This is a genomic window from Kitasatospora sp. NPDC006697 (assembly GCF_042869935.1).
Taxonomy (GTDB): Bacteria; Actinomycetota; Actinomycetes; order Streptomycetales; family Streptomycetaceae; genus Kitasatospora.
In genome coordinates this window covers 73,505-83,459 of record NZ_JBIAGU010000022.1, presented here as the reverse complement: position 1 = coordinate 83,459, position 9,955 = coordinate 73,505, and the positions used below count along the sequence as shown (strand labels likewise).

The 9,955-nt window shown below is 73.5% G+C and carries 13 protein-coding genes; 6 read left to right on the top strand and 7 right to left on the bottom strand.

The window, feature by feature from the left end:
* Positions 1-11: 11 nt before the first annotated feature.
* Positions 12-251 carry a chaplin gene (locus ACFYNO_RS27395; protein WP_388017929.1) on the bottom strand — a complete coding sequence of 80 codons (240 nt, stop codon included), beginning with the start codon at positions 249-251 and terminating at the stop codon, positions 12-14.
* Between the two features lie 251 nt (positions 252-502).
* On the opposite strand from ACFYNO_RS27395, the gene ACFYNO_RS27390 reads away from it, so the two are divergent.
* The 3 genes from ACFYNO_RS27390 to ACFYNO_RS27380 all read left to right on the top strand — a co-directional run bounded on the left by ACFYNO_RS27390 (position 503) and on the right by ACFYNO_RS27380 (position 1,506).
* Positions 503-745 (top strand): chaplin, encoded by a 243-nt coding sequence (locus ACFYNO_RS27390; RefSeq protein ID WP_388017926.1) that lies wholly within the window; start codon positions 503-505, stop codon positions 743-745.
* A gap of 33 nt (positions 746-778) precedes the next feature.
* Complete coding sequence (locus ACFYNO_RS27385; RefSeq protein ID WP_388017923.1) at positions 779-1,045, top strand: chaplin; 267 nt, start codon at positions 779-781, stop codon at positions 1,043-1,045.
* Between the two features lie 92 nt (positions 1,046-1,137).
* Complete coding sequence (locus ACFYNO_RS27380; protein ID WP_388017920.1) at positions 1,138-1,506, top strand: hypothetical protein; 369 nt, start codon at positions 1,138-1,140, stop codon at positions 1,504-1,506.
* Between the two features lie 81 nt (positions 1,507-1,587).
* Here the strand turns inward: ACFYNO_RS27380 and ACFYNO_RS27375 are convergent, their stop codons facing one another.
* The gene (locus tag ACFYNO_RS27375; protein WP_388017917.1) at positions 1,588-2,271 is read right to left on the bottom strand and encodes a hypothetical protein; all 684 of its coding nucleotides are present in this window, start codon (positions 2,269-2,271) and stop codon (positions 1,588-1,590) included.
* Positions 2,272-2,670: 399 nt separating this feature from the next.
* Here ACFYNO_RS27375 and ACFYNO_RS27370 point away from each other — a divergent pair, with 399 nt between their 5' ends.
* The 3 genes from ACFYNO_RS27370 (at position 2,671) to ACFYNO_RS27360 (ending at position 3,852) form a co-directional block, all read left to right on the top strand.
* Positions 2,671-3,009, top strand: a complete 339-nt coding sequence (locus ACFYNO_RS27370) for a rodlet layer protein (RefSeq protein WP_388017914.1) — start codon at positions 2,671-2,673, stop codon at positions 3,007-3,009.
* A gap of 84 nt (positions 3,010-3,093) precedes the next feature.
* Complete coding sequence (locus ACFYNO_RS27365; RefSeq protein ID WP_170304936.1) at positions 3,094-3,432, top strand: rodlet layer protein; 339 nt, start codon at positions 3,094-3,096, stop codon at positions 3,430-3,432.
* Positions 3,433-3,573: 141 nt separating this feature from the next.
* Positions 3,574-3,852 carry a hypothetical protein gene (locus ACFYNO_RS27360; protein ID WP_388017911.1) on the top strand — a complete coding sequence of 93 codons (279 nt, stop codon included), beginning with the start codon at positions 3,574-3,576 and terminating at the stop codon, positions 3,850-3,852.
* Between the two features lie 80 nt (positions 3,853-3,932).
* Here the strand turns inward: ACFYNO_RS27360 and hemB are convergent, their stop codons facing one another.
* The 5 genes from hemB to ACFYNO_RS27335 are packed head-to-tail and all read right to left on the bottom strand — an operon-like array spanning position 3,933 to position 9,784.
* Entirely contained in the window at positions 3,933-4,904 is a 972-nt protein-coding gene (gene hemB, locus ACFYNO_RS27355; protein ID WP_388017908.1) for a porphobilinogen synthase, read from the bottom strand.
* Between the two features lie 29 nt (positions 4,905-4,933).
* Positions 4,934-6,586 (bottom strand): uroporphyrinogen-III synthase, encoded by a 1,653-nt coding sequence (locus ACFYNO_RS27350; protein WP_388017905.1) that lies wholly within the window; start codon positions 6,584-6,586, stop codon positions 4,934-4,936.
* Positions 6,586-7,593 carry a hydroxymethylbilane synthase gene (gene hemC / locus ACFYNO_RS27345; protein ID WP_388017902.1) on the bottom strand — a complete coding sequence of 336 codons (1,008 nt, stop codon included), beginning with the start codon at positions 7,591-7,593 and terminating at the stop codon, positions 6,586-6,588. Before hemC ends, ACFYNO_RS27350 begins: the two co-directional genes overlap by 1 nt.
* Before the next feature lie 41 nt (positions 7,594-7,634).
* Positions 7,635-8,981 carry a glutamyl-tRNA reductase gene (locus ACFYNO_RS27340; RefSeq protein ID WP_388017899.1) on the bottom strand — a complete coding sequence of 449 codons (1,347 nt, stop codon included), beginning with the start codon at positions 8,979-8,981 and terminating at the stop codon, positions 7,635-7,637.
* Positions 8,978-9,784: a redox-sensing transcriptional repressor Rex gene (locus ACFYNO_RS27335; protein ID WP_388017896.1), complete on the bottom strand. Its 807-nt coding sequence runs from the start codon at positions 9,782-9,784 to the stop codon at positions 8,978-8,980. The genes ACFYNO_RS27340 and ACFYNO_RS27335 overlap by 4 nt, the downstream gene beginning before the upstream one ends.
* Between the last annotated feature and the right edge of the window lie 171 nt (positions 9,785-9,955).

Sequence of the window (9,955 nt, the reverse complement as noted above, 5' to 3'; positions counted from 1 at the left end):
CCGTCGGGCAGTCAGCCCTCGTTGACGCAGGTGTTGCCGAAGGCCGGGTTCAGCAGGCCGATCACGTTCACGCTGTCGCCGCAGACGTTGACCGGGATGTGGATCGGGACCTGGATCGCGTTGCCGGAGGCGACACCCGGGGAACCGACCGCGGCGCCCTCGGCGCCAGCGCTGGCCATGGCGGAACCGGCACCCGCAGCCACGATGCCGACCACGGCGGCGCCGACAGCGGCAGCCTTCTTGACGCTCATATTGAGTCTCCTTGTTGCTGAGCACGATGCGTGCATGATCAGGAACGACGCCCCGTCGCACCGGTTCCGGTCGGGGCGCGCGAATCACCCGTTCGTACTAATCAGATGGCGCGACCCGGCGATCGGGTGATGTTTCACGCCGGTACCCGTTTCCGGTGGCCCGGCTCCTCGTTCTCGTTCCCGAAGCGCTTTCACGTACAGCTCGGGAATGACCCGGGAAACCGTCCCGGGGAATCAACGGAGGAAAACCCATGCGCAAGTTCTCGAAGACCCTGGTGCTCTCCGCCGCCGCGGCCGGCCTGCTGCTGGGCGGCGCCGGTGCCGCCGCCGCCAGCTCGGGCGCCGAGGGCGTCGCCGCCGGCTCCCCGGGCGTGCTCTCCGGGAACCTGATCCAGGTTCCGGTGCACGTCCCGGTCAACGTCTGCGGCGTCACCGTCGACGTGATCGGCGCCCTGAACCCGGCGTTCGGCAACACCTGCATCAACCACGGCTGATCCGCTCCCCCGTCAGACCCAGGAGGTCCCCCCATGAACGCGAAGAAGATCGCGATCCTCTCCACCGCGGCCCTCGGCCTGGCGCTCGGCAGCGCCGGCTCCGCGCTGGCCAGCGCCGGCGCGGAGGGCGTGGCCGCGCACTCCCCCGGCGTGCTCTCCGGCAACGCCGTCCAGGTCCCGGTGCACATCCCGATCAACCTCTGCGGCGACACCGTCAACGTGATCGGCCTGCTGAACCCGGCCTTCGGCAACACCTGCATCAACGCCGACGCTCACCCGCAGCCGTCCGACGACTGCTGAGAGCCTCCCGTGCGCTGCTGGCCCCCCGGACCGTGTCCGGGGGGCCAGCGCCGCATCCAGGCAGGCGTCAGTCACCAAGAGGGAGAACCGAGTTGACCACCTCCACCACCCACGCGCTGGCCGCGGCCGGGGCCGCCCTGCTGCTGGTCCCGGTGGCGGCCGGCGCCGCCGCGGCCGCCGCGCCCGCGTCCACCGCCGCCCTGCGGCCCACCCAGGTCGGCCCGGCGCTCGGCGCGCTGCACGGCACCACCGGCTACGTGCTCGGCCCCGTCAAGGACCTGCGGCTGGACCCGTTCGCCCAGTCCGCGGCCGACCCGCTGAACAACGCCCTGGCGGTGCAGCCGGACAACGGCGTGCCGCAGGTCTCCACCACCGCGGCCACCGGCTCGCTGAGCGGCGGCGGCGGCGCCAAGGACCTGCCGGTGGCCGGCCTGCTGCTCGGCGCCCTGCCGGGGCACTGAGCACCGGGCGCGCCGGCGCGGAGCAGACAGCACGGCGCAGGGCCCGGTGCGCGGCAGCGCACCGGGCCCTTCCGCACCGCCTCAGCCCTGGTCGCCCCGGGTCGCCTCGTCGGCCACCGCGGATCCGGTGGAGAGCAGGTTCTGCGCCGCCTGCAGCACCGTGGTGTTCTGCTGCGGGCCGCCCAGGCTGGCCTTGGCGCCGGGCACCGCGGAGACCGCGCCGGGCACCAGCCGCGGGTCCAGGTCGCCGGTGGTCAGCGAACCGTCCTTGAGCTGGCCGTCGGCCCCCTCGACGAAGGAGAGCGGGTGGCCGATGCCCACCGCCGGGCCGATCGCCTTCAGCGGGGCCTGCGGCGAGTCCAGGTCCAGGTTGCCGGGGCGGACCCCGTCGGCCACCGCGGGCAGCGGCAGCGCGGTCTCCAGGCTGGGGCCGACCCGGCTGAAGTTCAGCGGCGGCACCAGCTGGTCGGGCATCATCTCGTGCTTGCCCTGCTCGGCCGGGACCGGCGGCAGCACCGGGGAGGCGGGCAGCGCACCGTTCACGTCGCCGCCCAGCGGCAGCATCGGGGCGTGCTGGGTGACCGTCTCCAACGGCACCCGCAGCGGCACGGTCCTGGTCGCCAGCCCGTTCTCCAGCGCGGCCACCTGACCGGGGGTCATCGGGGTGGCCGGCGCGGCCTGGGCGGACTGGGCGGCCGCCTGGCCGGCGATCGCCGAGGCGCCGACCGCCAGCAGCAGGGCACCGCTCCGCTTGGACAGCTTCATCGTCTTCTCTGATCCCGTCTCGTGAGGCAGATGAGGGCAGGCACCCCGAACTGCCTCAACGATCCGGGGGCCCGGTAGTGGGCGTGCCGGTCCACCGCTTAGCCCGCGCGGAGTATTAGTACGACCACGGAACCGCCCGAACGGGCCGTCCGCCGGTTTTTCCGCCCCGCCTCGCGTAACTTTCCCGCCCGCCGTTCTTTGATATCGGTGTCGCCGCACCACGGTGGCCGGTTCGGACGCCCGATCGCCCGGCAGCCGGAGATCCTGCCGCTGGCGGTCCCATTCGAGAAGAGTCGTGCCCGAATAGGCCCCGCAATCCGCGGTGACCAGGGACCAGGGCAATTCGTTTCACACATTGCACCGAGACGCAGCGACGCAGTAACCGAGAGAGGAATTCCCATGATCAAGAAGACCCTGGCCGTCGCCGGCCTGGCCGCCGCCGCCCTCGGCGCGGCCGTTTCCCCCGCCATGGCGATCGGCAACGCGGACGGTTCCGCGGCCAGCCTGTCGGGCAACGGCGGCACCAACAACACCGGCACCTGGGGCGACCACAGCCCCAACTTCCACGTGCTGGACAACGCCAACATCTGCCTGCCGGAGATCCACCACGTCCAGGTCGGCCTCATCCCGGTCCAGGCGGACATCCCGGTCGGCAACCAGCAGCTGCACCAGGTCTGCAACGTCGGCCAGCCGACCCAGAGCAACGGCGACGGTGTCGCCTCGCACCTGATCGGCTGATCCAGCCGCTCCCCGCTCCACCCACCGCAGCCAGCGGTGTCCGTTCCCACCATCACCGAGCTACTGAGCTAGAGAGAGCACCTCATGCTGAAGAAGGTCTTCGCCACCGCCGGTCTGGCCACCGCCGCCATCGCGATGGCCAGCGCGCCCTCCTTCGCCATCGGCGACGCGGACGGCTCCGCCGCCTCGGTCCAGGGCGACGGTGGCACCAACGCCACCGGCACCCACGGCGACCACAGCCCGAACTTCCACACCCTGGACAACCCGAACATCTGCCTGCCCGAGGTGCACCACGTCCAGGTCGGCCTCATCCCGGTCCAGGTGGACGTCCCGGTCCTGAACCAGCAGAACCACCAGATCTGCAACGTGGGCCAGACCACCCAGAGCAACGGCGACGGCGCCCTGTCGCACCTGATCGGCTGATTCAGCCGCTCCCCGCACCACCCTGACCCTCCGGAGCAGTACCTGACCCGACGGAGCAGTACCCGAGCGGGGTTGGCGGAGCACTCCGGCCAGCCCCGCTCAGTCATTCGAGGAACGCGTTCCACCGAGAGGAGCAATCTCATGCAGAAGATGCTGGGTCGGGCCACCGCCGTTGCGGCCAGCGCCCTGATGATGGTCGGCCTGGGTGCCACCGCGGCCTCCGCCCACGTGGCGGTCGGCGGCGAGGGCGGCGGCGTGGTCACCGCGCACCACCCCTTCGCGGCGGGCTGGGGCGAGGGCTTCGCCTGCGCGGGCCACGTGCACACCATGGGCGAGAAGGCCTTCTGGGCGACCGATGACGCGGCGGGCGGCGAGGGCGGCGGCGAGGTCGCCATCGACGGCTGGCACCACCACGGCTGATCGGCCGCAAGACTGAGGGGGCGTCAGCCATATGGCTGACGCCCCCTCAACATGCCGTCAGGATCAGAGCATCGGCGGGCTCAGAGCATCCGGGCGGCCTCGACCGCCCAGTAGGTGAGGATCTGCTCGGCCCCGGCCCGGCGGATCGCCAGCAGGGTCTCCATGATGGTCCGCTCGCGCTCGATCCAGCCGTTCGCGGCGGCCGCCTCGACCATCGCGTACTCGCCGGAGATCTGGTAGGCCGCCACCGGCACCGGCGAGCGGTCGGCCACCTGGCGCAGGATGTCCAGGCAGGGCATGGCCGGCTTGACCATCACCAGGTCGGCGCCCTCGGCCAGGTCCAGCTCCAGCTCGCGCAGCGCCTCCCGGGCGTTCGCCGGATCCTGCTGGTAGGTCTTCCGGTCGCCCTGCAGCGAGGAGGCCACCGCCTCCCGGAACGGGCCGTAGAGCGCCGAGGCGTACTTGGCGGTGTAGGCCAGCACGGCGGTGTCCTGGTGACCGGACTCGTCCAGCGCCCGCCGGATCACCCCGACCTGACCGTCCATCATGCCGGACGGGCCGACCACGTGGACCCCGGCCTCGGCCTGCACCACGGCCATCTCGGCGTACCGGGCCAGGGTGGCGTCGTTGTCCACCGAGCCGTCCGCCGCCAGCACGCCGCAGTGGCCGTGGTCGGTGAACTCGTCCAGGCACAGGTCCGACATCACCACCAGCTGCTCGCCGACCTCGGCGACCACGTCGCGGATCGCCTGCTGCAGGATGCCGTCCGGGTCGGTGCCCGCGGAGCCGGTGGCGTCCTTGTGCTCCGGCACGCCGAAGAGCATGATCCCGCCGATGCCGGCCTCGGCCGCCTCCACCGACGCCTTGCGCAGCGTCTCCCGGGTGTGCTGGACCACGCCCGGCATCGAGCTGACCGGCACCGGCTCGCTGATCCCCTCCCGGACGAACACCGGCAGGATCAGCTGGGCCGGGTGCAGCCGGGTCTCGGCCACCAGGCGGCGCATCGCCGGGGTGGTCCGCAGCCGGCGGGGCCGGATGTCGGGGAACGTCATGACTCCTCCACGTGCTCTCTGTCCGCGGGTCAGCGCGCCTTGCGTCGGGAGCCGGGCCGCCGCTCGCTGGGGCGGTACACCGGCTCGCCGGCCGAGGTCGCGGCGTCCCGCCGGCCGGCCCCGAACTCCGCCAGCGCCTGGGCCAGCGCCGAGGCGGACGGCGCGGGCGCCATCACGTCGACCCGCAGGCCGTGCTCCTCGGCGGTCTTGGCGGTGGCCGGACCGATACAGGCGATGATAGTGACGTTGTGCGGCTTCCCGGCGATTCCGACCAGGTTCCGCACCGTGGAGGACGAGGTGAAGAGCACCGCGTCGAACCCGCCGCCCTTGATCGCCTCCCGGGTCTCGGCCGGCGGCGGCGAGGCGCGCACGGTCCGGTAGGCCGTCACGTCGTCCACCTCCCAGCCGAGTTCGACCAGGCCGGCCACCAGGGTCTCGGTGGCGATGTCGGCGCGCGGCAGCAGCACCCGGTCGATCGGGTCGAAGACCGGGTCGTACGGCGGCCAGTCCTCCAGCAGCCCGGCGGCCGACTGCTCGCCGGAGGGCACCAGGTCCGGCTTGACGCCGAAGTCCACCAGCGCCTGCGCGGTGGTCTCGCCCACCGCGGCGACCTTGATCCCGGCGAACGCCCGGGCGTCCAGGCCGTACTCCTCGAACTTCTCGCGGACCGCGCGGACCGCGTTGACCGAGGTGAAGGCGATCCACTCGTAGCGGCCGGTGACCAGGCCCTTGATCGCCCGCTCCATCTGCTGCGGGGTGCGCGGCGGCTCGACCGCGATGGTCGGCACCTCCTGCGGCACCGCGCCGTAGGACCGCAGCTGCTCGGAGAGGCCGTGCGCCTGCTCCTTGGTGCGCGGCACCAGCACGTTCCAGCCGAACAGCGGCTTGGTCTCGAACCAGGAGTGCGAGGAGCGGTGCGCCACCTGCTCGCCCACCACGGCTATCACCGAGGTGTTCGGGTCCACCGGCGCGGAGACCGGCGAGGGCAGCACCCGGGCGGCCTTCAGGTCGGCGGCGATCGCGCTCAGCGTGGAGGTGAAGGTGCGCTGCCGGGTGGTGGTGCCGGAGAGCGTGGCGCAGAGCTGGGCGTCCGGCTTGCGGCCGTGCGCCACCAGCGCGTTGCAGGTGGCGGGCAGCTGGCCCAGGGTGGTGCGGACCACCAGGGTGGTCTCCGGCGCGCCCAGGTCGACCAGGGCGCCGGCCAGCAGCGCCGAGCCGTCCACGAAGCGCACGTCGGCGCCGTTGCTGCCGCGCAGCGGCACGCCCGCGTAGGCCGGCACGCCGACCGACTGGGCGACGCCCGGGATCACCTCGAACGGCAGCCCGGCGCGGGCGCAGGCCAGCATCTCCTCGGCGGCCCGGCCGTCCAGGCCCGGGTCGCCGTCCACGGTGCGGACCACGTGCTTGCCGGACTGCAGGGCCTCGCCGATCAGCTTGCCGATCGCGGCCGGGTCGCTGCCGCCGATGTCCAGCGGGCCGCTCTCGCACTCGGCCGGGCTGTACAGCTGCACGCCCTCCGGGCAGTGGCTGCGCACGGCGGCGGCGGTCAGCGGGTCGGCGATCAGCAGGTCGGCGGTGGCCAGCACCTCGACCGCACGCAGCGTCAGCAGACCGGGGTCGCCGGGGCCGGCACCGAGGAAGGTGCAGCGTCCGGCCCGGTCGGCGGTGGCGGTGGGGCTCATCAGGCTCGCTCCCCGATCAGACCGGCCGCCCCGCCGTCGAGCAGCCGGGCCGCCAGCGCGTGGCCGAGGGCCCGCGCCGCCGACTCGGCCGGCTCACCGGACTCGAGCGGGCCAGTAGTGGACATCGTCAGCAGGGTGGCGCCGTCGGTGGTTCCGACCACGCCCTCCAGCCGCAGTTCGTTGCCGCCCGCCGGGCGGGCCAGCGCCGCCACCGGGGCGGAGCAGCCGGCCTCCAGCGCGGCCAGCAGGGCGCGCTCCGCGACCACCGCGGCCCGGGTCGGGGCGTGGTCCAGGGCGCCCAGGGCGGCGGCCAGTCCGGGGTCGTCGGCCCGGCACTCGAGCGCCAGCGCGCCCTGGCCGGGGGCCGGCAGCATCAGCTCGGGCGCCAGGTGCTGGCTGATCTCGGCGGACCGGCCGAGCCGGTTGAGGCCGGCGGTGGCCAGCACCACCGCGTCCAGCTCGCCGGAGTGCACGAAGCCGATCCGGGTGTCCACGTTGCCGCGGATCGGAACGGTCTCGATCTCGGCGCCGCGCTCCCGGGCCCAGGCGTTCAGCTGGGCCATCCGGCGCGGCGAGCCGGTGCCGATCCGGACCGGGCGGTCGGTGGTCTTCTCGACCAGCGCCTCCAGGTCCAGCTGCTCGCGGGCGACCAGGGCGTCCCGGGCGTCCTCGCGCTCCGGCACCGCGGCCAGCACCAGGCCCTCGGGGGCGGCTGTGGGCAGGTCCTTGAGCGAGTGCACGGCGAAGTCGATCCGGCCGGCCAGCAGCGCGTCGCGCAGCGCGGAGACGAAGACCCCGGTGCCGCCGATCTGGGCCAGGTGCTCCCGGGAGGTGTCGCCGTAGGTGGTGATCTCCACCAGTTCGACGGCGCGGCCGGTGACCCGGGTGACCTCGCGGGCGACCATGCCGGACTGCGCCATGGCCAGCGCGCTGCGCCGGGTGCCCAGCCGCAGCGGTATCGTTTCGGCATCCAACTGGCCCTGCTGCATGCTCAGTTGACCATTCATAGCGTTTTCGTCCCGGTCGTGCTGGTGGTCGAGAGGGTGGTTCATCGGGCCGCTCCGCCCGCGAGACTACCGCCGGTGGGCTGTGCCTGGGGCCCGACCGGCGTACCCGATACCGCGCGCACCGCGCCCGGGTCGAGGTCGAACAGCTCACGGAGCGCCTCCGCGTAGGAGGCGCCGCCCGGCTCGGCGGCCAGCTGCTTGACCCGCACCGTGGGCGCGTGCAGCAGCTTGTCGACCACCCGCCGGACGGTCTGCGCCACCTCGGCGCGGGACCGGTCGTCCAGGTCGGGCAGCCGGGACTCCAGGCGGGCCAGCTCGGCGCCGACCACCTCGGAGGCCATCGCCCGCAGCGCCACCACGGTGGGGGCGATCCGGGCGGCCCGCTGGGCGGCGCCGAAGGCGGCCACCTCCTCGGCGACGATCTCGGTGACCGCAGCCACGTCGCCCGCGCCCGGCCCGGCCGAGTCGGCCCGGGAGAGCGACTCCAGGTCGACCAGGTGGGCGCCCGGCAGTTCGTGCACCGCGTGGTCCACGTCCCGCGGCAGCGCCAGGTCGAGGAAGGCCAGCGGCGTGGCGGCGGTCCGCACGGCGAGCGCGGCGGCCACCTCGGCGGCCGGGATCACCACGCCGGGCGAGCCGGTGCAGGAGATCACCAGGTCCACGTCGGCCAGCGCCTGCGGCACCTTGGCCAGCGCCACGGTGCGGGCGCCCAGGGTGGCGGCCAGCCGCTCGGCCCGCTCGGGCGTGCGGTTGGCGATCAGCAGGTCGCTGACCCCGGCCCGGGAGAGCGTGGCGGCGGCCAGCGAGCTCATCGAGCCGGCGCCGACCACCAGGGCCCGCTTGCCGGCGATCTCGCCGGCCCCGGCGGCCACCTGCTCCAGGCCGAAGGTGACCAGCGACTGGCCGGCCTTGTCGATGCCGGTCTCGCTGTGCGCCCGCTTGCCGACCCGCAGGGCCTGCTGGAACAGCTCGTTGAGGCCCCGTCCGGCGGTGTGCTCGTCCTGGGCGAGGGCCAGCGAGTCGCGCAGCTGGCCGAGGATCTGGCCCTCGCCGACCACCATCGACTCCAGGCCGCAGGCGACCGAGAAGAGATGGTGCACCGCGCGGTCCTCGTAGTGCACGTAGAGGTGGGAGGTCAGCTCCTCCAGGTCCACCCCGCCGTGCTCGGCGAGCAGCCGGGAGAGCTCGGCGACGCCGGCGTGGAACTTGTCCACGTCCGCGTAGAGCTCGATCCGGTTGCAGGTGTTCAGCAGCGCCGCCTCGGAGACGGTGGGGGTGGCGGACGCGTCGTGCAGCAGCCGCGCGGGCGTGCCGCCGGTCAGGGCGGCGCGCTCCAGCACGGTGACGGGTGCGGTCAGGTGGCTCAGACCGACGACGAGCAGGCTCATGCCGGGAGCACCGCCTGCCGGTCGGTCTCGCCCTTGTCCTTGCCCCCGGCGGCGGCCCGGCGCAGCTTGGCGGCGGCAGCCCGCACCGGACCGGGCGCGCGCTCGCGCACCGGCTCCTCGGCGGGGCCCTCCTCCTCCGGCTCCTCGCCGGCCTTGCGCTGCTCGTGGAAGGCGAGGATCTGCAGCTCTATCGAGAGGTCGACCTTGCGCACGTCCACCCCGTCCGGGACGGTCAGCACGGTCGGCGCGAAGTTGAGGATGCTGGTCACCCCGGCCTCGACCAGCCGGTCGCAGACCTGCTGGGCGGCGCCCGGCGGGGTGGTGATGACACCGATGGAGACCTGCTGGCTCTCCACGATGGACTCCAGTTCGTCCATGTGCCGCACCGGGAGGCCGGCCGCCGTGCCGCCGACCACCGCCGGGTCGGCGTCCAGCAGGGCCGCCACCCGGAATCCGCGGGAGGCGAAGCCCCCGTAGTTGGCGAGCGCGTGGCCCAGGTTCCCGATCCCGACGATCACGACCGGCCAGTCCTGGGTGAGACCGAGCTCACGCGAGATCTGGTACACGAGGTACTCCACGTCGTACCCGACACCGCGGGTTCCGTAGGAGCCGAGGTAGGAGAAGTCCTTGCGCAGCTTCGCGGAGTTCACCCCGGCCGCGGCGGCCAGCTCCTCCGAGGAGACGGTCGGCACGGACCGCTCGGAGAGCGCGGTGAGCGCCCGCAGGTAGAGCGGGAGGCGGGCGACGGTGGCGTCCGGGATGCCGCGGGCACGGGTCTGACGTCCCACAGGGGTGCGGCGCATGGAGCCTCCGTCGGCAGGGGTGGGGGGCGGTGTCTGGGGAGTGGATCGGCCGATTGCCACGGTGCTCCTGTGGGTGAAGCTGGGCTTTGGCAGCCAGGCTATGCGTTTGTGAACGTGTGCACAAAGATGGTGTCCGTTTTGTCCGGCCACAGTGACGCGCATCACGCCGCA

What these genes read in the sequence shown, in the direction of transcription:
- ACFYNO_RS27385 (WP_388017923.1), top strand. Translation starts at nt 779, where the DNA reads ATGAACGCGAAGAAGATCGCGATCCTCTCCACCGCGGCCCTCGGCCTG.
- hemC (WP_388017902.1), bottom strand. Translation starts at nt 7,593, where the DNA reads ATGAATGGTCAACTGAGCATGCAGCAGGGCCAGTTGGATGCCGAAACG.
- ACFYNO_RS27340 (WP_388017899.1), bottom strand. Translation starts at nt 8,981, where the DNA reads ATGAGCCTGCTCGTCGTCGGTCTGAGCCACCTGACCGCACCCGTCACC.
- ACFYNO_RS27390 (WP_388017926.1), top strand. Translation starts at nt 503, where the DNA reads ATGCGCAAGTTCTCGAAGACCCTGGTGCTCTCCGCCGCCGCGGCCGGC.
- ACFYNO_RS27395 (WP_388017929.1), bottom strand. Translation starts at nt 251, where the DNA reads ATGAGCGTCAAGAAGGCTGCCGCTGTCGGCGCCGCCGTGGTCGGCATC.
- ACFYNO_RS27375 (WP_388017917.1), bottom strand. Translation starts at nt 2,271, where the DNA reads ATGAAGCTGTCCAAGCGGAGCGGTGCCCTGCTGCTGGCGGTCGGCGCC.
- ACFYNO_RS27360 (WP_388017911.1), top strand. Translation starts at nt 3,574, where the DNA reads ATGCAGAAGATGCTGGGTCGGGCCACCGCCGTTGCGGCCAGCGCCCTG.
- ACFYNO_RS27335 (WP_388017896.1), bottom strand. Translation starts at nt 9,784, where the DNA reads ATGCGCCGCACCCCTGTGGGACGTCAGACCCGTGCCCGCGGCATCCCG.
- ACFYNO_RS27350 (WP_388017905.1), bottom strand. Translation starts at nt 6,586, where the DNA reads ATGAGCCCCACCGCCACCGCCGACCGGGCCGGACGCTGCACCTTCCTC.
- ACFYNO_RS27370 (WP_388017914.1), top strand. Translation starts at nt 2,671, where the DNA reads ATGATCAAGAAGACCCTGGCCGTCGCCGGCCTGGCCGCCGCCGCCCTC.
- ACFYNO_RS27365 (WP_170304936.1), top strand. Translation starts at nt 3,094, where the DNA reads ATGCTGAAGAAGGTCTTCGCCACCGCCGGTCTGGCCACCGCCGCCATC.
- hemB (WP_388017908.1), bottom strand. Translation starts at nt 4,904, where the DNA reads ATGACGTTCCCCGACATCCGGCCCCGCCGGCTGCGGACCACCCCGGCG.